This window comes from Ferribacterium limneticum (assembly GCF_020510565.1).
In the GTDB taxonomy this organism is placed as follows: Bacteria; Pseudomonadota; Gammaproteobacteria; order Burkholderiales; family Rhodocyclaceae; genus Azonexus; species Azonexus limneticus_B.
Map to the genome: position 1 here is coordinate 805,483 of NZ_CP075189.1, position 25,945 is coordinate 831,427.

Consider the following 25,945-nt stretch of genomic DNA (forward strand, 5'->3'; position numbering starts at 1 on the left):
GATGGCTATGGCCGAAGATAGCGACCTCGAGAAAACAGAAGAGCCTACAAGTAGGCGAATCGAGCAAGCCCGGGAGAAGGGGCAGGTCCCTCATTCTCGCGAACTTAGTACCTTTCTTGTTCTAATCGTTGCCGGTGCTACTTTTTGGATGATGGGTGGCTGGTTCATGCAGCGGTCCATGGCTATTGTCAAAAAAGGCTTTACCGTCGAGCCCGCGGTCATGCGTGAGCCGGCCCTGATGTTGCCCCGCTTGGTTGAAATTTCCGGCGATGCACTGTTTGCGTTTTCTCCCTTGTTTGGCCTCCTTTTGCTGGCTGCTGTCCTTCCCCCGTTTTTCCTGAATGCGTGGGTGTTTTCGCCGCAGGCCCTGGCGCCCGATTTCAATCGGCTCAATCCACTGACTGGTTTTGGCCGGATGTTTTCCTGGAATAGCCTGATGGAGTTGGGCAAGGCTGTTCTGAAGGCAGGTTTGCTGGGAGGGGTCGCCGCTGCGCTGGTCTGGGCCGAACGTGACGAAATATTCGGATTATTGGGCGAGCCGCTGGATGCGGGGCTGGTGCATGCCGGAAATCTGGTTTCCTTTTCGTTTCTGATCATGGCCGCAACGCTGGTGCTGGTTGTTGCTGCGGATGTTCCTTTCCAGTTATGGCAATACTTCGATAAATTGAAGATGACCAAGGAAGAGGTCAAGCAGGAAATGAAGGAAATGATGGGTGATCCGCACGTCAAAGGTCGCATTCGCAGTCTGCAGATGCAGGCTGCGCGTAAGCGCATGATGGCCGCGGTTCCCACGGCAAATGTTGTGGTGACGAATCCGACCCATTTTGCCGTGGCACTTGCCTATCAAACCGGCATGGCCGCACCGAAGGTGGTGGCGAAGGGGGCGGGAGTTATCGCTCTCAGAATTCGAGAGGTGGCCCACGAGAATGCGGTCCCGATTATGGAGGCACCGCCGCTGGCAAGGGCCCTCTACAAGCATGCGGAACTCGACTCGGAAATCCCCTCAGCCCTGTATAGTGCAGTCGCTGAGGTTCTTGCTTATATCTACCAACTCGCCAACTGGCGTCAGCGGGGCGGTACCTATCCTGTGCCCCCGCGTGACCTGCCCGTCCCTGCCGAGCTAGTTCCGGAGGCGGCGTAAATGGCTTCCTCATCAGTCGGCATGCAAAATTTCATGGCGCGGATGAACGTCTCCCAGTTGGCTGCGCCGGTTTTGATCTTGATGATTTTGGCGATGATGGTATTGCCACTTCCCGCTTTTGCGCTGGATGTGTTCTTCACGTTCAACATTGCAATATCGGTGCTGGTCCTGCTTGTCGCGGTGAACACGCAAAAGACCCTGGAATTCTCTGTCTTTCCGACAGTGCTGCTGGTTACGACTTTGCTTCGCTTGTCGTTGAACGTGGCTTCAACCCGAGTGGTTATGCTTGAGGGGCACACTGGCCCTGACGCTGCCGGGAAAGTGATTGAGGCGTTTGGGCATTTCATGGTGGGCGGAAATTTTGCCGTTGGTATCCTCGTTTTTATGATCCTCGTGGTCATAAATTTTGTCGTGATTACCAAGGGCGCTGGACGAGTTGCCGAGGTGTCTGCGCGCTTCACGCTCGATGCGATGCCTGGCAAACAGATGGCCATCGATGCCGATCTAAATGCCGGGCTGATTGGTGAGGAGGATGCCCGTAGGCGCCGTTCCGAGATATCCCGTGAAGCTGAGTTTTTCGGTTCTATGGATGGCGCGTCAAAATTTGTTCGCGGCGACGCTGTCGCTGGCATCATCATCATGCTGCTCAATGTCGTGGGGGGGCTGATTGTTGGCGTCCTTCAGCACAACATGGAACTGGCTCAGGCGGCAAAGAACTATACGCTCCTGACGATCGGTGATGGCCTTGTGGCGCAGATTCCGGGGCTGATCATCTCCATTGCTGCCGGCATGGTTGTTACTCGGGTATCGGATGATCGTGACATTGGCCAACAGGTTGTGGGTCAGATGTTCCGAAGCGCTAAGGCAATCGGCATCACTGCGGGAATCGTTGGGTTCCTCGGGATGATTCCGGGCATGCCAAATATGGTCTTCCTGATGTTGGCTTCCGGGATGGGCTGGATGTCCTGGCGGATGATGGAAAAAGAAAAGCGGATCGTCGAAGCGCCGGTCAAGGTCGCGCCGGCACCAGTTCAGGAGGCAATGGAGGCGACATGGGGTGATGTCGCTCCGCTGGACGTCCTTGGGCTGGAGGTTGGTTATCGCCTGATACCGCTGGTCGATAAGTCCCAGGATGGTGAGTTGCTGCGCCGTATTCGCGGTATTCGCAAGAAGTTTGCACAGGAAGTCGGTTTCCTCGTTTCCCCGGTTCATATCCGAGATAATCTTGAATTGAAGCCCAACGCCTACCGAATCCTTCTAAAGGGTGTTGAGGTTGGGCAAGGCGAGGCCTATGCGGGTCAGCTTATGGCAATTAATCCGGGCCGCGTGGCAGGAACGCTGAATGGCGCGGTAACCAAAGATCCGGCGTTTGGGTTGCCTGCAGTCTGGATTGATCTCGCTCAGCGAGAGCAGGCCCAGGCCTATGGCTATACCGTGGTAGATGCCTCGACGGTAGTCGCTACGCACCTCAACCACCTGATCCTGACGCATGCAGGCGAACTCCTTGGTCGTCAGGAGGTTCAGCAGTTGCTGGATCACCTCGCCAAGGAAATCCCAAAACTGGTCGAGGATCTGGTTCCCAAGGTTCTGCCTCTCGGCACGTTGCAAAAAGTTCTGCAGTCGATGCTTGACGAAGGTGTCCATATCCGCGACATGCGGACCATCATCGAGACTGTCGCCGACCACGCAACGCGTACCCAAAATGCAGACGATCTGTCGAGTCAGGTACGCATCGCCCTTGGTAGAGCCATCGCTCAGCAGCTTTTCCCCGGCAATAGCGAGATGCAGGTCATGTCGCTCGATCCGACCTTGGAGCGCCTTTTGTCACAGGCAGTGGCCGGTGGCTCCGAAAATACCAGCTTTGAACCCGGGCTCGCCGATACGCTTTTGCGTGAGACTGCCTTGGCTGCAGGGCGTCAAGAGGGGCTTGGCTTGCCGGCTGTGTTGCTAGTGCCAGGCAGTCTGCGCCTGCTTTTGTCCAGATTTTTGCGACGTACCGTTCCCCAGTTGAAGGTGCTGTCCCATAACGAAGTACCTGAAACCAGAATTATTAAGGTGACCTCGATCATCGGAGGTAGAACATGAACGTTAGAAAATTTATCGCGGCCAACGCAAGGGATGCTTTGCGGAAGGTAAAAGAAACTCTGGGTAACGACGCGATCATACTTTCTAATCGCGGCGTGCCGGGTGGCGTTGAGATCATGGCAGTGGCAGCGCGCGATATGGCGATGATTGTACCCACGCAGGTTCAAGAAAAAACAGTGCCGGAGAGAAAGTCACAGGATAGTCATCCGGACGACGACTATCGTGTTGTCCTTAGCTCGGCGCGAGCACGAGTTTCCCAGCCGCCACAGCCTACCGTCGTTCCTCCTCCATCGGCGCAACATCAGGCGCATGTGTCAAAGCAGGCATCAATGTCGGTTAATGCAGGCATTCCCCGAACCGGTGCTATGCGACAGATGGAAAATGGCCGCCCTAGCCAGTCGACCGCAGCACCATCAAGAGTCGCTCCGATATCTCCGCCGCCTGCCCCGGCCGCACTTCAGGCGAGTGCGCCGCGCCGCCCGGAGGCGGAAGTGGTGCCTATGGAGGTGATGGACGAGATTCGCTCATTGCGTAAAATTGTCGAACAGCATCTGGCGGGCTTCGCGTGGGGTGAATCTGCTCGCTCCGAGCCGGTTAAGACAGATATCTTGCGTCAGATGCTTGATGCCGGATTTTCCCCTCAGTTTTCCCGTGAATTGCTTTCTGACTTGCCGCGTGAAATGAATGGAGTGGAGGCAATGGCGTGGGTCAAGGGGGCGGCTGACCGCTCGCTTCTAACAATTGGCCATGAAAACGATATTGTTGACCGAGGCGGCGTCTACGCACTGGTCGGGCCGACTGGTGTGGGAAAAACAACGACGACCGCGAAGCTTGCTGCGCGCTGCGTATTGCGCCATGGCCCGAGTAAGGTCGCGTTAGTTACTACCGATGGGTATCGAATTGGAGCCCACGAGCAACTGCGCATCTACGGTCGTATCCTCGGCGTCTCCGTTCACTTGGTCAAAGATGCGAATGAACTACGGCAGACTCTGTCGGAGTTGCAGCATAAGCATATGGTGCTGATCGATACCATGGGCATGAGTCAGAGAGACAAACTGGTTCCTGAGTTGACGGACATGCTTTCTGGTTGCGACGTACAACGGCTGTTGTTGCTGAACTCAACTTCACGAGGAGACACTCTGGATGACGTCGTTCGCGCCTACGCGGGGGACACGCTAGCTGGATGTATTTTGACAAAGATCGACGAGGCAGCAAGTCTGGCAACAGTTCTTGATGTCATCATGCGCCATAGTTTGAAGCTTCAGTACGTTTCCAATGGTCAGCGCGTGCCGGAAGATTTGCATTTGCCAAATCGCAGCTATCTCTTACATCGTGCGTTCAAGGATGTCCCGGAAAGCTCCCCTCATAAATTTGATGGCCTTGAACCTGGATTGATGATGGCTAGTGCGGGGATGGTTGCGGTTGGAGGCGGCCGTGGCTGATTTTCGTGTCGATCAGGCTGCTGGATTGCGCCGCCTGTTGGGAGGTGGCCACCAATTGCAGGTCGTCACTTTTGTCGCTGGATGTGACGGCGTTGGACGCAGTGTGGCCGTGGCAAATATCGGGGTGGCTCTTGGGCGGCTGGGAAAAGAGGTTCTGATCATAGATGAGCACGGGCCTGGTGACGATATTGCGTCTACTTTTGGAATGACTGCCAGGCACGATCTTCTCAATGTGGTTCAGCGTGAAATGCCTCTTTCTCAAGTCTTGCTTCAGCCGATGTTGGGGTTGCGGGTTCTGCCGGCGGCGCGGGCAGCGAGAAAATTGGGGCGATTGTCGTTGCCGCAGCAGCAGACTTTGCTTGATGCCATGTCCGGCCTGGAAAGGCCAATTGATGTAATCCTGGTCGACGCTAGCATGGCTCACCCAAATGGCTTTTCGCCATTTGGGCTGGTTTCTCAGGAGGCAGTAGTTGTGCTTTCAGGGAGCAGCGCCTCGATAACAGAGGCATATTCGCTAATCAAAAAAGTGAGCCATGCCTTTTCGCGGAAGCATTTCCGTATTCTGGTGAATAAGGTTCGTAGTCAGTCCGATGCGCGCTCAATTTTCGAGAATATTGCCCAGGTGGCAGCGCAACGCGGTGTTGCACGCCTCGATTACGCCGGTGCAATACCTCTCGATGAGGCATTGCGGCAGTCGGCGCAGCTATGTCGGCCAGTCTTAGTGCAGGCGCCTGACTCATTGGCGGCGGCAGCATTTCGGGATATAGCTTCGGATATGCTGTACTGGCAGCGCAGTGAATGCGAGGCAGGCGGTGTCGGTCAGTTCATGCAGCAACTGTTACACTTAAGCCAACGCTTAACTCCCAACGTACTACGAGCCTGATGTATACCGCTGCCGGGCAGCCTGATAGGGACCAGTTGGTTCAGCGCTTCATGCCGCTGGTGAAGCGTATTGCCTATCATCTGATGGCGCGTCTTCCGCCTAGCGTACAGTTCGATGATCTCGTCCAGAATGGGATGCTAGGCTTGCTTGATGCTATAGATCGTTTCCAGGAAGGTTTTGGCGCTCAGTTTGAAACCTACGCAACACAACGAGTTCGCGGTGCCATGCTGGATGGATTACGGGAAAACGATTGGTTACCGCGTAATTTGCGTCGGGAGCTGCGTCGGATAGAAACGACAATCAACCAACTCGAGCACGAACAAGGCCGTGCGCCATCGGAAAAGGAACTCGCTGACGCCTTGGGTATGTCGTTGACTGACTATCAGCGGACGCTGCAGGAGGCGCGTGGCCATCAGATTGTCTATTACGAAGATTTTTCAGGTTCGGGTGATGAGGATTTTCTAGAACGGCACTTTACGGACAACGAGGCGGATCCAGTGAGTATCCTGGAAGATCGGGGTGTAAAGGAGCAGTTAGTTCAAGCTATTGGTTTACTGCCGGAGCGCGAAAAAATGATGATGGCGCTGTACTACGAGCAGGATCTAAATTTGAGGGAAATCGGCGAAGTTATGGGGGTCACTGAGTCGCGTGTTTGCCAGCTGCATACCCAGGCCATCGCTCGACTGCGTAGCCGTATAGTCGGTGAAGTTCCTGCTGCAACGAAACGTCGCAAGGAGAAGGCTGGTGGATAAGATCAGCCTGGCCGGTCTCGCAATAAGTATCATTGCTATCATTGGTGGCCAATACCTTGAGGGAGGAAGTATCGGCTCGCTAGTTCAGCCAACAGCGCTGTTGATCGTGCTTGGAGGTACGTTGGGGGCGGTGTTGCTGCAGAGCCCAATCCATATTTTCAAGCGTGGAATGAAGATGGCAAAGTGGGTCTGGATTCCCCCAGTCATTGAGCAGAAGCGTCAGATAGAGCAAATTCTGAACTGGAGCCAAATGTCCCGCCGCGAGGGGTTGTTGGCCCTTGAAAACTATATTCCGGGTATAAAGGACGAGTTTGCTCGAAAGGGTTTGCAACTCTTGGTCGATGGTGCGGATCCGGAACGAATTCGGGAATTGCTGGAAGTCGAGATAGGCACCTTCGAAGATGAGTGGCGCCAGTCAGCGAAAATATGGGATGCAGCGGGAGGCTATTCTCCGACGATCGGCATCCTGGGGGCTGTAATGGGGCTGATCCATGTCATGGAAAACCTTTCCGATCCCACAAAGCTTGGTGGCGGCATAGCGGTCGCGTTTGTTGCGACGATCTATGGCGTTGGCTTGGCCAACCTTGTATATCTGCCTATTGCCGCCAAGCTAAAATATTACGTGATGCGCATGGTTTCATCGCGTGAAATGCTTGTTGATGGTCTTGTTGGTATCGCTGTCGGTGATAATCCTCGGATCATCGAGGGGCGCCTGAAAGGCTATCTCCACTAATGGCCCGCAAGCGCCGTGAGGAGGAGCACGAGAACCACGAACGCTGGCTCGTTTCATACGCTGATTTTATTACCCTCTTATTTGCATTTTTTGTGGTCATGTACGCAGTTTCGTCGGTGAACGAGGGCAAATATAAGGTCCTGTCAAATTCGCTGACCAATGCATTTAAAAATAAAACCGGGGAGCCGGGCGGGCAGCCGATTGCTGTCATTCAAGGCGCGCTCCCTATGCCGCCACGGCCAGTAATCAAAGTAGACAAGGCGCCTGATACCGCCAAGAACGAAGTCAAAAAAGCCGAGCAACGGCAAAAGATGAAGAATGTGGCCGGCAACATTATGGATGCACTACAGCCTCTAGTTGCCGCGGGGAAAGTTCGGTTGCTCGAGACCAGTCGCGGGGTCACCATCGAAATTAACGATAGCGTACTTTTTTCTGCTGGACAGGCGCGTCTTCAACCAGCCTCGATTAGCGCCATGGGCGTAATAGCGCAGGTGCTTGCGAGCACGGACTTTCCAATCACAATTGAGGGGCATACCGACAACGTTCCGATTGCTACGCCACAGTTTCCGTCCAACTGGGAGCTGTCCGCCATGCGTGCGACAACGGTACTCCGGCTTTTCAATGACGGAGGGGTCGGCGCGGAGCGATTAACGGCAATTGGGTATGGTGAAACCAGGCCGGTGGAGACAAACACAACGCCGGAGGGCCGAGCCAGGAACCGCCGCGTCAGTATCATGATTGACTCCAGCCGCCCGGAAGAGCCGACGGAAATCAACGAAGCGCCGAAGACGCCAATTAACTGATCTGCTAGATCAGGTGGGTCAGGCCGAATCGATGATTCGACTGCCCGTACTTGGGGATGCCTGACCATTGCTGCTGTACAACGATTGGTCGGCTTTGCCTTGCGTCAAGATGGAAAGTGCATCACTGGTCTTCTGGTGAAGCACATTAATCAGGCTTCCGTTTAACTCGTTTATGGCACGCGCTTCACGCGCCGTTCCCAGCAAGCCCTTCCAAAGTTCAAGCGCCTCTATTTCCGATGGGTGAGCCGAAAACCATGCTTGCATATCGATAGTGGCTTCATCGCTTGACGAAAGAGCGCGAGCCCGTTCGGCGCCAGCTAGATTCAGGCTGTCGACGAGCGAGAGCTTTTCTGTATTTATTTCTGCCAAGTCATCTGATTTGCCCGTGCGCAGAATTTCCTGTTCGCGCAAGAGCGTATTTCGGAAGCGTACGACCAGTTCGGCCTCACGCTTCAACAGCTTCGCAACTATGGTCATCAAGCCTTGCGCTGGGAATCAAGCAGGTCACGAGCAGACTGAATCAAACCATCGGCAATTGCCTCTGGATTGATCTTGAAACGACCTTGCGCAATGGCATCCTTGATTTCCTGAATGCGCGCTGCATTGACCGGTGGCTTGTCGGTGCCTTGAAAGGTGCTCGCCAATTGGCTCAGACTCACCGATTCAGCGTTTGATGACGCTTCATTCGATGGGCGAGCTGCGGGACGGGAGGTGATCTGCGTCGTGGCAGGATTGTATGTGCTGTCGATTTTCATGATGTGGCTCGCAATACTTTTTGATCTCAGACGGTATATCGGCCGTCAACGCGGAAACTTTAGCTCAAAAATCCATTTCTACACTGCCATCAGCACGCGCTGTGCCAGATATTGTCTGGCCAGAGTTCATGCGAATCTGCGCCGGCTGGCCAAGAGCGGCATTGTTGATCGCTTTGCCCTCGGCGCTGACTGAGAATCCGCTGCCTTTTGAGATGACCCTTACCGTCTGGCCTTGGCGAATCACGATCGGAGCCGCTAGCTGATCGAAACGTATAGGTTGGCCAGCGCCCAGCGAGTTGCGAAGTGTCTTGCCGACGACACCTGAGGAATCGCTGGCTACGCCGGACGGCAAGTGGGAGACGTCGCCACTGAGTGTGACCAGATCCGATTCGCGAATTACCTGACCGGCAATTAATGGTCGGCTGGTCGTGACATAGTTGCCGGCTACGGCAATTTGAGCCGGCACTAGAACGGTCCAGCTATTAGGTGCCAAGCAACGGACACCGATGTGGGTTCGTCCAACGATTTTGCTGCCTTGTGGTGTAAATGCCTCAAGTGCTGAACACGGTGAAAGTTTGCTGGCATCGAGCTGCCCCATCGTGATCGTTGTTTTGCCGGGAAGATTTTTCGTTTGCAGACGAATATGTTGTTCAGCCGTATCGAGAATGGTTGCTGAGTCTGCCGCAAGAGTGAGCAGGCTATGGGGGAGCAAGCAAAGCAGGGCAAGGAGACGCATTGGCATGGTTGCATTTTGCCCTATTGGGGCGTTTGCTGCGTATCAATTTCGCTGTGGCATGGAGTGTGCTTTTTGTTCTTCAACAATTGTTGGAGGCCTCCATGGCAAATATCGCGCAAAACTTCTCGGTTCTAAGTAAAGCTCTCGATTTGCGCACGCAGCGCCACCAGGTGTTGGCATCGAATATCGCCAATGCTGATACGCCGCATTTCAAGGCTCGCGATATTGATTTCAAGTCGGCCATGCAGAATGCGCTGACCGGACGCGCCGATACTGGTTCGTTGAGCATGGCGATGACGTCCGGCGCCCATCAAGCCGGTAATGGAGTGAGTGGCCCCGGTTCCTTGCAATATCGCACCGAGACTCAGTCTGCCGTTGATGGCAACACTGTCGATATGGATGTCGAGCGCGCTCAGATCACTGATAACGCCCTCCAGTACCAGATTCTCACCCAATTGATAAGTAACAAGTTCCAGGGCTTGCGTAGTGCTATGAGCTCGACTCAAAGCTAAGGAGAGATTGAATGAGCCTCTTTAACGTATTCCAGGTGTCCTCGAGCGCCATGACTGCGCAGTCGATGCGCCTCAACGCAGTGGCCTCCAATCTGGCCAACGCGGACAGTATTGTGTCATCGGACGGGCAGCCTTACCGCGCCAAACAGGTGGTATTCGAGGCGACGCCGATGGGGGGCGTTGGTGATATTTCGAAGGGGGTGCGCGTGCGTCAAGTGGTCGATGATGCCTCTCCCCCTCGCGTCGTGTATGACCCCAAGAATCCGGCAGCTGATGAAAAAGGCTATGTCGCCTTCCCGAATGTCAATGTGGTCGAAGAAATGACCAACATGATTTCCGCCTCGCGCTCGTACCAAACGAATGTCGAGGTCATGAATACTGCAAAGACCATGATGCTGCGCACGCTGCAGATCGGTCAATAAGGAGACGCATCATGAGCGGTGTTACAAGTACTCCCACGGTCAACTCGGTTTTACAGCAACTTTCCGAAAGCAAGAGTTCGACGACAAGCACGGCTGACCAGCTGGGCGATCGCTTCCTGACCATGCTGGTTACCCAGATGCAGAACCAGGATCCGCTGAATCCGATGGACAACGCGGAAATCACCAGTCAGTTGGCACAGATCAATACCGTCAAGGGCATCGACAGCCTGAACACGACCATGCAGAAGCTGCTGACCTCCTACAGCGACGCGCTCTCCATGCAGTCCTCATCGCTGGTCGGCAAAAATGTCCTTGCCGCCGGCAATTCTCTGCCGCTGGGCGACAACGGCGCGCTGGGCGGTGTGAAGCTGGATGGCGATGCAGACAAGGTCAGTATCGTGATCAGCGATGCAAATGGCGTCAAGGTGGCGCAGGAAGACCTGGGGGCGCAAAAGGCCGGCGTGATTAATTTTATCTGGGATGGCAACAATGCCGACGGAACCCGTTTGGCCAACGGAAGCTATCAGTTCTCTGTGCAAGCCACGCAAGGCAGCAATAAGGTGACGACGACTGCATTGGAGGTTGGCACGGTATCTGCTCTTGTAAGAGGACAGAACGGCTTCCAGCTTGAAATTCCGGGCACAGGCCTGGTTGATTTCAGCGCAGTCGAACAGATTTTTTGAGATTGAGTCAAGGAGCACATCATGGCATTCCAACAAGGTTTGAGCGGTCTGGCTTCCTCTTCCAAGGCGCTGGACGTTGCCGGTAACAACATTGCCAACGCATCGACCGTCGGCTTCAAGTCGTCAGCCACCCATTTCGCCGACGTCTATGGCGCCTCACTTCAGGGGGGCGGCGGTTCGCAGATTGGTATTGGTAGCACGTTGAGTGGCGTTCTGCAGCAATATACGCAGGGCAACATTACCGCGACAAATAACCCGCTGGATATTGCCATCAACGGTACTGGATTTTTTGGTTTGACCCAGAACGGCTCGGTCAGTTATTCGCGTAACGGCCAGTTCCACCTGGACAAGGATGGGTTCATCATCAATGACCAGAACCGGAAACTCCTTGGCGTGCTCGCCGACGCCACTGGCAGCATTCCTCAGCAACCGCCGACCGATCAGCTTAAGGTTGATTTCGTTACGGGGACACCGAATCCAACCAGTACGGCTGGCGTGACGGCCAATCTGGATTCTCGTCAGGCGCAACCGGCACAGGCCCCATTCGATCCGGCCGATCCAGACACCTACAACAGTTCGACAGCCATGACGGTCTACGACTCGTTGGGTAACCCTCATACCCTGTCCTACTATTTTTTGAAGACGGCGACACCCAATCAGTGGACCTTGTACACCCGCATGGATGGAAATGCGCCAACTGTGGCTGAAACGGCCGGTACGGTAACCTTCAATTCGTCGGGGGTCCTGACTTCTGCTGGTTCGATAAACAAGAGCTACGCCGTAACCACTGGCGCCGTAACACCACTGACTTTTGATATCGACGTCTCGAACATGACCCAGTTTGGCAGCCCGTTTGCCGTCAATGATCTGACGCAAAATGGTTTTGCTCCGGGCAACCTTGCGGGCGTCAGTGTTTCCAAGGACGGTATCGTTCAAGCCCGCTACGACAACGGCCAGACGCGCGATATTGGTCAGGTTGCCTTGTTCAACTTCCGCAACCCGAATGGTCTTTCCTCGATCGGTAACAACCAGTGGTCGGAAACTGCCGACTCTGGGCAACCGACCCCGGGGAATCCGAATACCGGTATTTTCGGGGTGCTGCAAGCGTCGGCTGTCGAAGAGTCGAACGTCGACCTGACGGCCGAACTGGTCAATCTGATTGTCCAGCAGCGCAATTACCAGGCCAGCGCCCAGTCAATCAAGACGCAGGATCAGATTCTGCAGACCCTCGTGAATATCCGCTAATTTCGATTTTTGACCTTTTTTCGAGTTCACCGTGGATCGCCTGATTTATACCGCCATGACCGGTGCCAAGCATGTCTTCATGCAGCAGGCCGGCACTGCCAACAACCTCGCCAATGCCAGCACGGTCGGTTTCAAGGCGCAGGAGCATCGTTTTCGGGCGGTGCCGATTCTGAGCGATGCCATGCCGACCCGGGCATTCGTGGTCGACGCATCCGTCAGCGATGTTTTCAGCGAAGGTCCGGTGATGTTTACCGGCCGCAACCTCGATGTTTCGGTTCAGGGACGTGGCTGGCTGGCTGTGCAAATGCCGGATGGCAGCGAGGCCTATACCCGCGCCGGTAGTCTGGATGTCGATGTGACAGGGTTGCTGCAGACCAAGAGTGGTTACCCGGTGGCAGGCGACGGTGGGCCGATCAACGTGCCGCCTGATAACAATATTGAAATTGCCCCCGACGGGACGGTTTCCGTCGTGCCCAGTTTTGGCACGCCGAACAATTCCAATGCGATCGGGCGTCTGAAGTTGGTGAACCCCCCGGAGGCAGATCTTGTGCGTGGTGCCGACGGCCTGTTTCGCTTGCGCAGCGGCCAGCCCGCGGAGGCGGATGCAACGGTTCGCGTTGCTTCGGGCGCGCTGGAAGGCAGTAACGTCAATGTGACGGATGCGATGGTCAACCTGATCAGCCTCTCCCGGCAGTTCGAAATGCAGATCAAGATGCTGCAGACGGCAGATACCAATGCCCAGCGTGCCGATCAACTGCTTTCATTGAATTCCTGATAGGACCTAATCATGATCCGTTCCCTGTGGATAGCCCGAACCGGACTCGATGCCCAGCAAACCCAGCTCGATGTTATCGCCAACAATCTGGCCAACGTCGGAACGAACGGTTTCAAGCGTTCCCGGGCAGTCTTCGAGGATCTGCTCTATCAGAACCTGCGTCAGCCTGGCGCGCAATCGTCACAGCAATCGCAAATTCCGACTGGATTGCAGTTGGGGGCCGGAGCGCGTCCGGTGGCAACGGCTCGCCTATACACCCAGGGCAATCTTCAGAAAACCGACAACACGCTGGATGTGGCTGTTCAAGGGAGCGGTTTCTTCCAGATACTTCTGCCGGATGGAACGACTGGGTACACGCGAGACGGCTCCTTTCAGAGAGACAATCAGGGGCAGATCGTTACTGCCGATGGCTACCCTCTGCAACCTAACATCACGATACCTGCTAACGCGCTCTCAGTTTCGATCGGCACTGATGGCACGGTGACGGTCACTCAGTCCGGAACAGCTGCTGCGACCCAGATCGGTTCTATTCAACTGGCCACCTTTGTCAATAACGGTGGCTTGCAGGCGATCGGTCAGAATCTGTTTCTGGAAACGGCTGCGAGCGGAACGCCAACCCCCAATACGCCGGGAACCAATGGCGCTGGGGTGACCAATCAGGGCTATGTTGAAACTTCCAATGTCAATGTCGCCGAAGAGCTTGTCACCATGATCCAGACCCAGAGAGCCTACGAACTGAATTCGAAAGTGGTGTCGGTCTCCGATGCAATGCTCGGGCGCCTGACCCAGCTATGAGGTGAAACCATGAAACGTCTGGCCTTGCTGGCTGTTGTATTGACAAGCGCCTGTGCGACGACGCCGCCGACCAATGTGCACCAGCCGATGTCGGCTCGCCCGTCTCCGCGCATGGAGTCCTCTGTCACAAATGGTGCGATTTACCAAGCGGCCTATAGCCGTCCACTGTTTGAAGACCGTCGGGCCCGCTTTGTCGGTGACACGATCACGATCAAGATTACCGAGAGCACCACGGCCTCGGCCAAGTCGAACAACAAGGTCGACAAGTCGAATGCCCAAAAGGCGTCGGTCAGCACGCTGGCCGGCTTGCCGGGCAAGGGATTGTTGGGCGTGGACCTCGGGGCCACGAGCTCAACCGCGTTCAGTGGCAAGGGTGAGGCGGCAAATAACAATGTGTTCACCGGCAACATCACCGTGACGGTCATTGACGTCATGCCCAACGGGAATCTGCTGGTTTCCGGTGAAAAGCAATTGGCAATTGGCCAAGAGCAGGAATTTGTCCGGGTGTCCGGTGTGATCAACCCGAGTTTTGTCGATTTCTCGAATTCGATCGAATCTTCAAAGGTGGCGGATGCCCGAATTGAGTACAAATCGGCTGGTCAGGTTAGCGAAGGGCAGATCATGGGCTGGATGGCACGATTCTTCCTTAATGTCTTGCCATTCTAGGAAACATTAAGGCGGAGACGGATCATGAAGACATTTGGCGGCAATTGGTACCGGCAGGCGGCAATTGTGGCCGCTTGCCTTCTGCCGCTTTGCGGCCAGCCAGCGTTTGCCGAGCGCATCAAGGACCTCGCATCGATTCAAGGGGTGCGTAACAACCAGTTGATTGGCTATGGCATCGTGGTCGGCTTGGATAATACTGGCGACCAGACGACGCAAACACCGTTTACGACCCAGGCCATGGGCAACATGCTGTCGCAACTCGGCATCAATTTGACGACCGAGCAAGCAACGAAACTCCAGTTGAAAAATGTGGCAGCCGTGATGGTTACTGCAGTCATGCCGCCATTCTCCAAACCGGGGCAGCCCATCGACATCACCGTTTCGTCCATGGGCAATGCTAAAAGCTTGCGCGGCGGCACGTTGTTGATGACGCAGTTGAAGGGGGGGGATGGGCAGGTCTATGCCGTCGCTCAGGGAAACGTTCTGGTTGGTGGCGTTGGAGCCTCATCCGGTGGTTCGAAAGTTGCGGTTAACCACCTTTCGGCGGGAAGAGTCCCCGGTGGTGCAACGATCGAACGCGATGTTCCAACGGCGGTAGGCCAGGGTGGCTTTATCTACTACGAGCTGGCCAATACTGATTTCGGAACAGTGCAAAATATGGTTGAGGCGATCAACCGCGCGATATCACCAGGGACTGCTCGTGCCGTTGATGGTCGGCGGATTGCGGTGCGCGCGCCAGACGATATTGATGCGCGCGTTGCCTTCCTTGGGCGCCTGGAAAATCTCGACGTCAAACCGGCGGTCGGCAGTGCGTTGGTGGTCATCAATCCACGCACCGGTTCGGTGGTCATGAATCAGAAGGTCACGCTCGACCCTTGTGCGGTCGCGCATGGCAGCCTTTCTGTGGTTGTCGATGCGGGTAATCGGGCAACCGGGCAGCCGGCTGATATCCAGGTTACGCAAGCAAATGGCAGCCTGATGAACGTCAAGGCCGGGGCCAATCTGGCCGATGTAGTCAGGGCGCTCAATGCCCTTGGCGCCAATCCACTGGATCTTCTGGCCATTCTTCAGGCCATGAAGGCTGCTGGTGCCCTGCGTGCCGAACTTGAAGTCATCTGAGCGGTATTCGGCTCGATGAAAATTCAGGATACGCCGAACCGTGCGGCCTTCGATGTCAAAGGCTCGCAGGATATCCGCGCCCAGTTTCAGAAAGATCCGAAACAGGGCCTGAAGGCTGCGGCGCAGCAATTCGAAGCCCTTTTTCTGCAGATGGTCATGAAGAGCATGCGCGATGCAACGCCGCAGGACGGGATGCTCAACAGCGATCAGTCACGTTTCTATACCGGCATGCTTGATCAGCAGATGGCGCAGAACATGGCGTCGAGTCGTGGCGGCGTCGGGTTTGCCCGGTTGATCGAGCAGCAGTTGGGGCGGCATCTGGAGACGGCGAAGGGGCAGGAAGAATTGCTAGCGCCGGCAACTGCTGCCGCCAAGGATTTGCCGCTTGCCGTTTCCGACGTGAGTCATCTGCAGCACAGACCGGTTTTGAGTGGCCTGCCAACCTCAGCCTCTTATGGCGCCAATGCGTCGGTAACGCCAACCGTCAGCCAGGAGGCGCCGGCCTCCTCGCGCGAGTTTGTCAATCGCGTCTGGCCGCATGCGGTCGAAGCCTCACGGTCAACCGGAATTCCACCCGTTTTTTTAATTGGTCATTCAGCTCTTGAGAGCGGTTGGGGACGGGGTGAGATCCGCAAGGCAGACGGGACCAACAGCTTCAACCTGTTCGGTATCAAGGCCGGAAAAAGCTGGACGGGCGATACCGTTGAGGCGGCCACCACCGAATATGTCGATGGTCAGCCGACCAAGGTAACTGAACGTTTCCGCGCCTACGCATCCTATGAAGATTGCTTTCGCGATTACGCCAATTTGCTTCGCAACAGCCCGCGCTATACCGGCGTGATCGGCTCGCAGGATGGCACAGAGTTTGCAAGACGTTTGCAGCAAGCAGGGTATGCCACTGATCCAATGTACGCCGACAAGCTCTCGCGCATCATCAATGGTCCGACACTGCGCCAGGCCCTTATTGGTTAATCCGCTCTCAATGTTTTGGATTCGGGGCCGTTAACAGAGCAGTAGAGTAAAGGAATTGCCATGAGCAGCGGAATGCTTTCAATCGGGATTACCGGAATCCATGCAGCGCAACTGGGACTTGAGGCGACTCAGCACAACATTGCGAATGCCAATACGCCAGGCTACAGCCGCCAGTATATCCAGCAGTCGGCCGGCATCCCGCGGCTGACGGGGTCTGGTTACTTCGGTAGCGGCACCACCGTAGATACCGTTCGTCGTGCCTACGATAAATATCTGACCGCACAGACATTTGCTGCTCAGGCCAGCGCTTCCGAGTCCGAAATGCAGTTGGCCAAACTGAGCCAGATCGACAATATGCTGGGGGATCCGAATTCTGGTCTGGCCCCTGCCATGCAGGATTTTTTTACAGGTGTGCAGCAGGTCGCAGCCAATCCATCTCTCGTCTCGGCACGCCAGAGCATGTTGTCATCGGCGGAAGCGTTGGCAGAGCGATTCAGTTCGATGTCGACGCGTCTAGGCGAGCTTTACGATAGCGTCAATGGCGAAATAAGCGGCGAAATCGAGCTAATCAATGTATATGCTCAACAGCTTGCTGAAGTGAATGGCCAGATCACGCGTGCTGAAGCCGCGACCAATCAGCCCCCCAACGATCTGCTGGATCTGCGCGACCAACTTGTTGCCGAAATGAACAAGCACGTGCGGGTGACGACCGTCGAGGACTCAATCGGGAATTTCAACGTTTTTGTCGGTAACGGCCAGCAACTGGTGGTTGGTTCGGTCGTCAACAAACTACTTCCAATCACCTCCAGCTCCGATCCTGAACGGGTCGTGGTTGGCTTGCAGGGGCAATCAGGGGTTGTCCAGGAACTCTCGGAATCCTTGATTGAGGGTGGTGCCCTCGGTGGCTTGATGAAGTTCCGCAACAATTCGTTGGATGATGCGGCAAATACGCTCGGACAGATTGCTGCGTCAATGGCTTTGACCTTTAATGCCCAGCACGCGTTGGGGCAGGATCTGGATGGTTTGAACCAGACCTCCGCGACGACCGGCTTTCAGGCGAATTTTTTTGAGATATCGGCGCCCAAAGTGCTTGCCACTGCAAGCGGTGCCAATTCGGTAACGGCCAGTTTCCTGGCCCCGACCGGCGATCCGGCGACCGGGAACTTCAAAACCAGTCTGACTGGCAGCGACTATGTTCTCACCGCTACTTCAGCGACCAGCATGACGCTGACGCGACTGTCCGATGGTGTGGTATTTCCCTCTACCGGGGCGGCTGCGAGTGTGGCTGATTTGAATGCCCTGATTGTTGGCGAGGGCTTTTCGCTTGGCGGGAGTGTGCCGACGGTTGGCGTGGATTACCGGATCCAGCCAACCCGCGACGCGGCGCAAAACTTTCAGGTTAATGCGTCGATTGCTTCCGATGTAAAGCGGATTGCTGTGGCAGCGCCAAGTGTGACAACGCTGGGGTCAGGGAATACCGGCTCGTTGCAGGTTAGCCAGGGAGCTGTTAGCCCGGGGTACTCGTTGGCGAACCTTCCTGCCGGGTTTACTTACAGTCAGGGGAGCGGTGCTTTTACCTTCGGACAACCTGCAACGGGAACGGTGAGCGCAACTTATGCTGACGGAACCACGTTGGCCATCGCTGTTGGGTCGATCAATCGATTGAATGCAGGCTCGGAACTGGCCCGCATTACCTACAACGGTATTTCGATCGATATTTCCGGTACCCCGGCTAACGGTGACAGTTTCAGCATCAACACGAATACCAGTGGCGTTTCGGATAGTCGAAACGCAGTCAAGCTGGCGGCGTTGCAGACACAAAACACGATGGAAGGTGGGCGAGCGACGTATCAGGGAAGCTACGCAAGCCTGGTCAGCGGTGTCGGTTCGGTGACTCGCCAGGTCAAGGTTAGCGGGGAGGCGCAGCAAGCACTCCTCAAGCAGAACGAACTGGCCCGTTCGTCGGTGTCCGGGGTCAACCTTGACGAGGAAGCTGCTAACCTCATCCGCTATCAACAGGCTTATCAGGCCTCGGCCAGATCGCTCGATATTGCTTCGAAGCTGTTTGACACGCTTCTCGGCATCGCCAACTAAGGAATAGCATCATGCGTATAAGCACTTCGATGATGTTCGATACCGGCACCCAGAACATGCTGCAGTTGCAGACGAATTTGTACAAACTGCAAAATCAGATGTCGACCGGGCGTCGTATCCTGACCCCCTCTGATGATCCGGTTGCAGCGGCCCAGGCGGTTGTTATCAGCCAGAAACAGTCTATCAATGCGCAGTTTATTGATAATCAGGGAAATGCAGAAAGTCAGCTGGCAGGTATGGAAAGTACCTTGAGGAGCGCCAGCGACCTGCTCGGGAACGTAATGGTGCGGGCCGTAGAGGCGGGAAACGAAACCCTTGACGATAAAAGTCGGCAGGCGATCGCGTTCGATATTCGTGAGAGCTTCGATGCATTGCTTGGTCTGGCGAATAGTTCGGATGGCATGGGACAGCATGTCTTTTCTGGTTTTCGTGGCGACACCGAACCCTTTGCCATTTCTGGATCGCCGGGTAGTCGTACCACTACCTACCATGGCGACGACGGTCGTCGTCAGTTACAAGTTGAATCAGGGCGCATCATGGATGTCTCGGAATCGGGCAGTGCCCTTTTTATGCGGATTCCACAGGGGAACGGGCAATTCATGGCGAGTGCCGGTGGTGCCAATACGGGAACTGGCGTTCTCGGCGCGTCTTCGACAGTTTCCGGTTATAACGACAGCACCTATCAACTCACTTTTACTGCACCTGGTGTGTACGACGTGTACGTGAATGGGGCTGCTACCCCTTCTCTGACAGGTCAAATTTACACCCCGGGTTCTGATATTTTGATGGGCCCGGCTACGCAGCAGATCAAGATCAATATTTCTGGTACCCCTGCTGTTGGTGATACCTTTACGGCTCAGCCTGCCAGCAATCAGGATATTTTCAAGACTCTGGATAACCTGATCAAAGCTCTGGAAAGTAATGTTTCGAGCAATGATTCGACTAAGGCGGCTTTCAAAAATGAGATGTCGTTGATTCGCCAAAATCTCAATCAAGGATTTGATCATTTGGTGACGGCGCAGACATCGATTGGTGCCCGACGGCTTGAACTGGAGAACTTAAGTCTTGCAGGCACAGATCGTGATCTGCAATATCAGACCGACTTGAAGAACCTTCAGGAGCTTGATTACACCAGGGCGATTTCCGATATGGCCAACCAGAAAATGGTGCTTGAGGCGGCGCAGCTTTCCTTCCAGCAGGTTAGCCAGATGTCGCTGTTCAACTACCTATGAAAAGAACGGGTGCCGCGCTGATCGCAGCAGCCTGTCTGGCAGGTTGCGGGGGAAGCCCCCTGATTCCGAACGAGACCATTCAGCTCACCGCCAAGACCAGCTTGAGTCTCTCGTCGCTGGCAACGGCAGCCGTGGTCGGGGCAGCGATCTATCTGGTTTACGATCCGTTGGCGCCGAACTGGGAGATCGAGGAGTCCAAGCTGTCGCCGGATGTCTATCGTTTCTCGATGAAGATGAAGCGCTACCATACTGGTGGCGCCGGCGAATCGGTGCAGATACTCAAGCGGCGGGCCAGCCAGTTGCAATACGAAAATGGTTTTTCCAGCTATCAGATTCTGGAATATACCGAAGGGATCGATTCCCAAACCATTGGTGCCCGGCGCATGGCAGAGGGAACGATACGCCTGGTACAGCGCCAGGATGCTGATTCCTACAAAATGAATGAGCGCTACTGATTGGCGGGGACGGCGAAGCCCAGTATTGCGCTCAGTGCATATTCGTAGAGCGCCTGCAACGGAGTGGCCAGATAGTTCATGCTGACGGCCAGGGCGATGAAGCCGCCGATCATCGTGAGCGGGAAACCGAGCGCAAAAATATTCAGTTGGGGTGCGGCCCGGGTGAGGACGGCCAGCGCAATATTGGTGATCATCAGAGCGACCACCACGGGGAGCGAGAGCAATACCCCGACCGAAAACATTTTTGACCCGAGTTCGACCAGATTCAGCCAGCTAGCCGCCGCCAAGGGTGTTGCGCTGACCGGTATGGCGTAAAAGCTCTGCGCCAGCGTGGCGACATACATCAGGTGGCCATTCAGTGAGAGAAATAGCAGGAAGCTGATGAGCCCGATGAACTCGCCGATCACCGGCGTTTGCGAGGAGCTCAAAGGGTCGTAGGCGGTTGCGAAGCCCAGTCCCATCTGGGCACCGATGAATTCGCCGGCGACATCGACGGCGGCGAAGACAATGCGGGCAGCGAAGCCCATGCCGATGCCGATCAGCATTTGCTGCGCCAGTATCCAGAGGCCGGCCAGCGAGGCTGGCGCGACGGTTGGCATGGGGGGCAGGGCCGGGGCGATGGCCATGGCGATAGCAATGCCGAGAAGGAGCCGGGTGCGCTGGGGAATGCCCGCTGAGCCCCAAAGTGGCGAGGTGGCGATAAAGGCCAGAATGCGGGTCAGCGGATAGGCAAAGGCAACAATCCAGGCGTCCAGTTGTGCCGTGGTTATGCTGAGCATGGTCAGCCGATCAGCTGCGGAATGCTTTCGAACAGACGCTGGATGTAGTCCATCATGTATTCCAGCATCCAGGGGCCGACGAGGATCAGGACCATGAACATGACGACCAGTTTCGGGACAAACTGCAGGGTCGCTTCGTTAAGCTGGGTCGCCGCCTGAAAGATACTGACGATCAAGCCGACGACCAGAGCCGAGAGCAGCATCGGCGCCGCCATGACCAACGTGACCTCAATGGCCTGCCGGCCGATTTCCATGACGACGCCCGGCGTCATGGGTTGAAGCTTTTGACCAGCGAGCCGATGACCAGATGCCAGCCATCAACCAGAACGAAGAGCATCAGCTTGAAGGGCAGGGCGACCATGACCGGCGACATCATCATCATGCCCATCGACATGAGCAAACTGGCGACCACCATGTCAATGATCAGGAAGGGGATGAATATGATGAAGCCGATCTGGAACGCGGTCTTCAGTTCGCTGATGACGAAAGCGGGAATCAGCACGCGCAGCGGGATGTCTTCGGGCTTTTCGAATTTGTCGGCTTTGGCGACGTTCGCCAGCATGGCGATATCGGCTTCCCGGGTCTGCCGGAGCATGAAGCTGCGCATAGGAACCGCGGCCCGTTCGCCGGCCTGAGCGATATTGATCTTGTTTTCCGAGAGCGGAAGATAGGCGTCGGTGTAGACCTTGTCGAGGGTCGGTGACATGACGAAGAAGGTCAGGAACAGCGCCAGCCCGACCAGAATCTGGTTCGGCGGTGAGGTTTGCGTTCCCATGGCATGGCGGAGCAAGGAGAGCACGATGATGATGCGGGTAAAGCTCGTCATCATCAGGATGACGGCTGGCAGGAAGGTCAGTGCGGTAAGAAGGACCAGGGTCTCGATGGTCAGGCTGTAGGTAGTCCCGCCGCCGCTGCCGGGCGTGCTGGTGACTGAAGGCAGACCGCCGACCTGGGCCATGGCCAGAATCGGGGGGAGAAGCAGGCTCAGCCCGAGGATGGTGCGCCTAAGCATTGTTCTGGCGCTCTCTGATGGATTTGAGCCACTGGGCAAACGGCGCTTGCGCTGCGCCGGTGGCCGATTCAATATCCAAAGCTGTTCCCTTGGGGAGTTGATGCAGGGTGCGAATTTGTCCGGGAACGATACCGACGACCAGCCATGTGTCACCCACCTCGACCAGTACGATACGTTCGCGCGGGCCAAGCGCCACGCCGCCGACGATTTTCATGCTGCCCTGGCCGAATCCCTTGCCGCCCGACAGCTTGCGGGCCAGCCAGGCGGTGCCGAACAGCAGTCCGAGGATGAGGAGCAGGGCCAGGGTTGCCTGCAGGTAGGTGCCGGCCGGAATGCCCGGGTTGGCGGCATCGCTACCCCACGCGGAGAGCGGCAGCAGCAGGGGAGTGAGTAGGCGCAGCAAGTCGGAAGTCGCGTTCGGAAGGAGTCAGGGCGCTATCTTAAACCCAAACCCGAAAATAGACGCTGCTACGGTCAACCGGAAAAAATGCCCAAAAATGAAAGCCTGGCTGGCGCCGCCAATGGCAACGCCGGGTGCCGATCAGCGGTTGAGCTTACGCATGCGCTCCGAGGGCGTGATGATGTCGGTCAGGCGGATACCGAATTTGTCATTGACGACGACGACTTCGCCTTGCGCGATGAGTGTGCCATTGACCAGGACGTCCATCGGCTCGCCAGCCATCGCGTCGAGTTCGACGACCGAGCCGTGCGCCAGCTGCAGCAGATTCTTGATTGTGATCTTGGTCCGGCCAAGCTCGACGGTGATCTGGACAGGAATGTCGAGAATCATGTCGAGTTCGTTCATTATCCCGCCCTGGCCCAATGGCGCAGAGAAGGACGGAAAGATGTCAGCCGGTTGGGCGGTGGCCGCGGCGCCATCGCTGACGACCTGTTCCGCCATGGCGGCAGCCCAGTCATCCTCGCTGATCTGGCCGGCGTCCTCGGCGGGGGTTTCCATGTTTTCGATATCGTCAGCCATTTTTCTCTCCCATCACCGGTTCCCCGGGCGGTGCGTCGGGCGAAGCAGCGATGAATCGCTCGACTTTAAGTGCGTACTGGCCATTTTGCTGGCCATAGGTACATTCCATCAAGGGCACGTTATCCACCTGCGCTTCGATTCTTGGCGACAGGTTGAGGGGAATGACGTCGCCCTCCTTGAGGTTCAGAATTTCGCGCAGCGATATTTTTCCCGTTCCCAGGTGCGCGACGATTTCAACTTCCGCCCCTTGCAACTGTTTGCGCAGCGTACCGATCCAGCGCTTGTCGGTCGAAAGCTGGTCGCTTTGCATCGTGCTGTAGAGCAGGTCACGGATCGGCTCGAGCATCGAGTAGGGAAAGCAGATGTGCATGTCTGCCGTCGCGCCGCCGAATTCAAGCGTGAAGGTCGTTGAAACAACGATTTCGGATGGCGTCGCGATGTTGGCGAACTGCGAGTTCATCTCCGAACGAATGTATTCGAAGTTGATGTCGTAGACGGGTTTCCACGATTTGCTGTACTCGGCGAAGACGACGTTCAGCAAACCCTGGATGATGCGCTGTTCGGTGGCCGTGAAATCACGCCCTTCAACCCGGGTGTGAAAACGGCCATCACCGCCGAACATGTTGTCGACGACCAGAAACACCAGATTTGGATCGAAGACGAACAGCGCCGTGCCGCGCAAGGGCTTGGCGATGACCAGATTCAGGTTGGTCGGGACGACCAGGTTGCGGATGAACTCGCTGTATTTCTGCACACGGATCGGGCCGACCGATATTTCCGCATTGCGATGCATGTAGTTGAACAGGCCAATGCGCAGGTAGCGCGCGAAGCGCTCGTTGACCAGTTCCAGCGTCGGCATCCGGCCGCGGACGATCCGTTCCTGGGTGCCAAGATTGTACGAACGTATCCCGCCGCCTTCCCCTTCGCTATCGTCGGGTTCGTCGGTCTCGCCGGTGACGCCCTTGAGTAGGGCGTCAACCTCGTCCTGGGATAGGAAATCTCCTGCCATGAATCCTTACTGAATAATGAATGAGGTGAACAGGACTGCCTTGACCGGGCCGTCAGGTGCTTCGGCTACACCTTTCTTGTTCTTGACGGGGGGCTCGATGACGGAATTGATCTCGTCCTTGAGGGCTTCCGCCAGTTGTTCCTTGCCAGCCTTGGGCAAGAGTTCCGATGCCTTTTTCGATGACAGCAAGAGCGTCAGATTGTTGCGAATCTTCGGCATCTTGGTTTTGATGTCCGGCTCGGCGGTCGCATCTTCAACTTCAAGCGAGAGCGCTACCTGCAGATACTGATCGCCAGTCTCGGGCACCAAATTGACCGTAAACGCGTCCAGATTGATAAAGACAGGATGGGCTTCCTTGTCCTTTTTCTTGTCTTTCTTTTTCGCCGGCTTGGCCGTTTCTTCGGCGTTCTCTTCGTCGTCCTCGGCGTGATCGCCCGGCTTGAGCAACATGAAGGCTGCGCCTCCACCCAGAACGACCAGAAGAACGACGGCAAGGATGATGATCAACAGTTTTTTGCTTTTTTTTGGGGGGGCTTCTGCCCCTTCTTCGGCTGGCTTGGCATCCTTGGCCATTGTCTCTCCCTTTCTACTCGATCATGACGATCCGGTTATGCGAACAGGTCTACCAAACCTCTTCCCCGCTGAATGGGTATTCCAGCCGGGTTGGAGCTTGCGTGACTATCGGGCGAAAGTATAGCGTTTTCCCCGGTGGTGCGGGCTTCATTGGCAAATTGATAAGCCGCTTCGCGGTTCTGCGAAGGCAATTGGCTGCCAACATTGGCTTGGCCGAGGCTGATGCCGGCATTCGCGAACATTTCTCGCAGTTGAGGCAGGGAGTCCTGAATGGCCTGGCGGACTTCCGGATGTGACGAGGCGAATGCGGCGGTGGTCTGGTCCCCATTGATCGAAATGGTGATCTGGATCGGACCCAGTTGCGGCGGGTTGATGTTGATCTGGGCGACCTGCTGGTCGTTTTTGGCCAGCCAGACGACACGGGAACCAAAATCCTGAGTCCAGTTTGGTGAATTGATTGCGCTGGTGATGGCCGGCGGGAGTGTTTGTTGCGTTGCGGCCGCTGTGCCATTGGCCGCCCCGGTCGCCGCCAGTGCTGTTGCGAAGGCGGGCGTCGAGCCGCTGTTGCCAGGATTCGAGTCGCCGGCAAGAATTGCCGCATTCGCCGTGTCTGAGCGCGGAGGAATCCGCAATTCGCTAACCGGGGTCGCTGCTGTGGTGGTGGGGCTGGCCATCGGCGTGTTGCCGGAGAGGAGTGAGCCCCTCTGTTCAGGCACGGCCGGGCGTCCCTCCTTGCCCGTGGCCTCGATGCCTTCAGCCTTGGCCATATGCGGGGGGCTGTCCGGTTTGTTGCGGTCGACACTCTCCGGGAGGCGATTCTGGACGGGTGGAGTGGCCATGGGTACGACGTACTGGGCTGCCAAGCCCGGGTCTGTCGGGATGGTGGGCGAACTGGCCGCGAGCGCCTTCTCCTTGTCTTCGGTTTCTTTTTTGCGCTCAGGTTCGGTGATGGTCGTTGGGGGCAGGCTGGGGCTGGCGGATAGCGCTGCCAGCACATCCTCGGCGTTTCCCTCAATGACCGGGGGGGCGGGCAATGGCTTGTCTTTCGCCAAGCTTGTCTGGGCGATGATCTCGCTGAGTAACTCAGCGTTCGGTTGTTGGCCAGCCGGGATGCTTTCGGCCGCTAGCAAAGCCGCTGTGGTCTGACCTGATGATGGAATCTGTTCGGCAAGAAGGGCGGCGAAGTCGAGCGGCAAGCCGTTCTCCGTGACCATTTCTCCGAGCCCGGGCAAGGCCGCTTTTCCGCCGATGGTGGCGATCACACTGGAAACTGCCGGAATGCTCATGATCAGA

General features: G+C 56.2%; 30 protein-coding genes. 19 read left to right on the top strand and 11 right to left on the bottom strand.

Features of this window, described 5'->3' with window-relative positions:
• The first annotated feature begins 7 nt into the window (after positions 1-7).
• From flhB to motD, 7 genes are read left to right on the top strand one after another with little or no spacing between them, the layout of a single operon-like run.
• Complete coding sequence (flhB, locus tag KI610_RS03895) at positions 8-1,141, top strand: flagellar biosynthesis protein FlhB (protein ID WP_226497373.1); 1,134 nt, start codon at positions 8-10, stop codon at positions 1,139-1,141.
• On the top strand, positions 1,142-3,226 hold the full coding sequence (gene flhA / locus KI610_RS03900; RefSeq protein ID WP_226497374.1) for a flagellar biosynthesis protein FlhA: 2,085 nt from the start codon (positions 1,142-1,144) through the stop codon (positions 3,224-3,226).
• Positions 3,223-4,668: a flagellar biosynthesis protein FlhF gene (gene flhF / locus KI610_RS03905; protein ID WP_226497375.1), complete on the top strand. Its 1,446-nt coding sequence runs from the start codon at positions 3,223-3,225 to the stop codon at positions 4,666-4,668. The genes flhA and flhF overlap by 4 nt, the downstream gene beginning before the upstream one ends.
• Positions 4,661-5,551 (top strand): MinD/ParA family ATP-binding protein, encoded by an 891-nt coding sequence (locus KI610_RS03910; RefSeq protein WP_226497376.1) that lies wholly within the window; start codon positions 4,661-4,663, stop codon positions 5,549-5,551. Before flhF ends, KI610_RS03910 begins: the two co-directional genes overlap by 8 nt.
• Positions 5,551-6,303: an RNA polymerase sigma factor FliA gene (locus KI610_RS03915; RefSeq protein ID WP_226497377.1), complete on the top strand. Its 753-nt coding sequence runs from the start codon at positions 5,551-5,553 to the stop codon at positions 6,301-6,303. The genes KI610_RS03910 and KI610_RS03915 overlap by 1 nt, the downstream gene beginning before the upstream one ends.
• Positions 6,296-7,036, top strand: coding sequence for a flagellar motor protein (locus KI610_RS03920; protein ID WP_226497378.1), 741 nt, complete (start codon positions 6,296-6,298; stop codon positions 7,034-7,036). The genes KI610_RS03915 and KI610_RS03920 overlap by 8 nt, the downstream gene beginning before the upstream one ends.
• The gene (gene motD / locus KI610_RS03925) at positions 7,036-7,839 is read left to right on the top strand and encodes a flagellar motor protein MotD (RefSeq protein ID WP_226497379.1); all 804 of its coding nucleotides are present in this window, start codon (positions 7,036-7,038) and stop codon (positions 7,837-7,839) included. Before KI610_RS03920 ends, motD begins: the two co-directional genes overlap by 1 nt.
• Positions 7,840-7,857: 18 nt before the next feature.
• Here the strand turns inward: motD and KI610_RS03930 are convergent, their stop codons facing one another.
• The 3 genes from KI610_RS03930 to flgA form a co-directional block, all read right to left on the bottom strand.
• The gene (locus tag KI610_RS03930; RefSeq protein WP_226497380.1) at positions 7,858-8,316 is read right to left on the bottom strand and encodes a flagella synthesis protein FlgN; all 459 of its coding nucleotides are present in this window, start codon (positions 8,314-8,316) and stop codon (positions 7,858-7,860) included.
• Positions 8,316-8,594 (bottom strand): flagellar biosynthesis anti-sigma factor FlgM, encoded by a 279-nt coding sequence (gene flgM / locus KI610_RS03935; protein ID WP_226497381.1) that lies wholly within the window; start codon positions 8,592-8,594, stop codon positions 8,316-8,318. Before flgM ends, KI610_RS03930 begins: the two co-directional genes overlap by 1 nt.
• 64 nt (positions 8,595-8,658) lie before the next feature.
• Complete coding sequence (flgA, locus tag KI610_RS03940; RefSeq protein ID WP_226497382.1) at positions 8,659-9,330, bottom strand: flagellar basal body P-ring formation chaperone FlgA; 672 nt, start codon at positions 9,328-9,330, stop codon at positions 8,659-8,661.
• Here flgA and flgB point away from each other — a divergent pair.
• Genes flgB through KI610_RS04000 form a run of 12 tightly spaced genes read left to right on the top strand, consistent with a single transcriptional unit; the run spans position 9,330 to position 20,300 of the window.
• Positions 9,330-9,842: a flagellar basal body rod protein FlgB gene (flgB, locus tag KI610_RS03945; RefSeq protein ID WP_226497383.1), complete on the top strand. Its 513-nt coding sequence runs from the start codon at positions 9,330-9,332 to the stop codon at positions 9,840-9,842. The two genes, flgA and flgB, sit on opposite strands and share 1 nt — an antisense overlap.
• Before the next feature lie 11 nt (positions 9,843-9,853).
• Positions 9,854-10,264 carry a flagellar basal body rod protein FlgC gene (gene flgC / locus KI610_RS03950; RefSeq protein ID WP_226497384.1) on the top strand — a complete coding sequence of 137 codons (411 nt, stop codon included), beginning with the start codon at positions 9,854-9,856 and terminating at the stop codon, positions 10,262-10,264.
• Between the two features lie 11 nt (positions 10,265-10,275).
• A complete protein-coding gene (locus KI610_RS03955; RefSeq protein ID WP_226497385.1) occupies positions 10,276-10,947 on the top strand; it encodes a flagellar hook assembly protein FlgD in 672 nt (223 codons plus the stop codon).
• Positions 10,948-10,968: 21 nt separating this feature from the next.
• Positions 10,969-12,192, top strand: a complete 1,224-nt coding sequence (gene flgE, locus KI610_RS03960; protein ID WP_226497386.1) for a flagellar hook protein FlgE — start codon at positions 10,969-10,971, stop codon at positions 12,190-12,192.
• 31 nt (positions 12,193-12,223) lie between these two features.
• Positions 12,224-12,967 carry a flagellar basal-body rod protein FlgF gene (gene flgF / locus KI610_RS03965; protein WP_226497387.1) on the top strand — a complete coding sequence of 248 codons (744 nt, stop codon included), beginning with the start codon at positions 12,224-12,226 and terminating at the stop codon, positions 12,965-12,967.
• Positions 12,968-12,979: 12 nt separating this feature from the next.
• The gene (flgG, locus tag KI610_RS03970) at positions 12,980-13,762 is read left to right on the top strand and encodes a flagellar basal-body rod protein FlgG (protein ID WP_226497388.1); all 783 of its coding nucleotides are present in this window, start codon (positions 12,980-12,982) and stop codon (positions 13,760-13,762) included.
• A gap of 9 nt (positions 13,763-13,771) precedes the next feature.
• Positions 13,772-14,428, top strand: a complete 657-nt coding sequence (locus tag KI610_RS03975; RefSeq protein WP_226497389.1) for a flagellar basal body L-ring protein FlgH — start codon at positions 13,772-13,774, stop codon at positions 14,426-14,428.
• A 24-nt stretch (positions 14,429-14,452) separates the two neighbouring features.
• Positions 14,453-15,547 (top strand): flagellar basal body P-ring protein FlgI, encoded by a 1,095-nt coding sequence (locus tag KI610_RS03980; RefSeq protein WP_226497390.1) that lies wholly within the window; start codon positions 14,453-14,455, stop codon positions 15,545-15,547.
• Between the two features lie 15 nt (positions 15,548-15,562).
• Entirely contained in the window at positions 15,563-16,519 is a 957-nt protein-coding gene (gene flgJ, locus KI610_RS03985; protein ID WP_226497391.1) for a flagellar assembly peptidoglycan hydrolase FlgJ, read from the top strand.
• A 60-nt stretch (positions 16,520-16,579) separates the two neighbouring features.
• Positions 16,580-18,613, top strand: coding sequence for a flagellar hook-associated protein FlgK (flgK, locus tag KI610_RS03990; protein WP_226497392.1), 2,034 nt, complete (start codon positions 16,580-16,582; stop codon positions 18,611-18,613).
• 11 nt (positions 18,614-18,624) lie between these two features.
• Positions 18,625-19,845 carry a flagellar hook-associated protein FlgL gene (flgL, locus tag KI610_RS03995; protein WP_226497393.1) on the top strand — a complete coding sequence of 407 codons (1,221 nt, stop codon included), beginning with the start codon at positions 18,625-18,627 and terminating at the stop codon, positions 19,843-19,845.
• Positions 19,842-20,300 carry a hypothetical protein gene (locus KI610_RS04000; RefSeq protein WP_226497394.1) on the top strand — a complete coding sequence of 153 codons (459 nt, stop codon included), beginning with the start codon at positions 19,842-19,844 and terminating at the stop codon, positions 20,298-20,300. The genes flgL and KI610_RS04000 overlap by 4 nt, the downstream gene beginning before the upstream one ends.
• Here the strand turns inward: KI610_RS04000 and fliR are convergent.
• From fliR to KI610_RS04040, 8 genes are all read right to left on the bottom strand, one after another.
• Positions 20,294-21,079: a flagellar biosynthetic protein FliR gene (fliR, locus tag KI610_RS04005; RefSeq protein ID WP_226497395.1), complete on the bottom strand. Its 786-nt coding sequence runs from the start codon at positions 21,077-21,079 to the stop codon at positions 20,294-20,296. The genes KI610_RS04000 and fliR overlap by 7 nt on opposite strands.
• Before the next feature lie 2 nt (positions 21,080-21,081).
• On the bottom strand, positions 21,082-21,351 hold the full coding sequence (gene fliQ / locus KI610_RS04010) for a flagellar biosynthesis protein FliQ (RefSeq protein WP_226497396.1): 270 nt from the start codon (positions 21,349-21,351) through the stop codon (positions 21,082-21,084).
• On the bottom strand, positions 21,348-22,091 hold the full coding sequence (fliP, locus tag KI610_RS04015; protein ID WP_319004205.1) for a flagellar type III secretion system pore protein FliP: 744 nt from the start codon (positions 22,089-22,091) through the stop codon (positions 21,348-21,350). The genes fliQ and fliP overlap by 4 nt, the downstream gene beginning before the upstream one ends.
• The gene (gene fliO, locus KI610_RS04020; protein ID WP_226497397.1) at positions 22,084-22,494 is read right to left on the bottom strand and encodes a flagellar biosynthetic protein FliO; all 411 of its coding nucleotides are present in this window, start codon (positions 22,492-22,494) and stop codon (positions 22,084-22,086) included. The genes fliP and fliO overlap by 8 nt, the downstream gene beginning before the upstream one ends.
• Before the next feature lie 138 nt (positions 22,495-22,632).
• The gene (gene fliN / locus KI610_RS04025) at positions 22,633-23,070 is read right to left on the bottom strand and encodes a flagellar motor switch protein FliN (protein ID WP_226497398.1); all 438 of its coding nucleotides are present in this window, start codon (positions 23,068-23,070) and stop codon (positions 22,633-22,635) included.
• Positions 23,063-24,079: a flagellar motor switch protein FliM gene (gene fliM / locus KI610_RS04030; RefSeq protein WP_226497399.1), complete on the bottom strand. Its 1,017-nt coding sequence runs from the start codon at positions 24,077-24,079 to the stop codon at positions 23,063-23,065. Before fliM ends, fliN begins: the two co-directional genes overlap by 8 nt.
• Before the next feature lie 6 nt (positions 24,080-24,085).
• A complete protein-coding gene (locus KI610_RS04035; protein WP_226497400.1) occupies positions 24,086-24,652 on the bottom strand; it encodes a flagellar basal body-associated FliL family protein in 567 nt (188 codons plus the stop codon).
• Between the two features lie 35 nt (positions 24,653-24,687).
• Positions 24,688-25,938, bottom strand: a complete 1,251-nt coding sequence (locus tag KI610_RS04040; protein WP_226497401.1) for a flagellar hook-length control protein FliK — start codon at positions 25,936-25,938, stop codon at positions 24,688-24,690.
• Between the last annotated feature and the right edge of the window lie 7 nt (positions 25,939-25,945).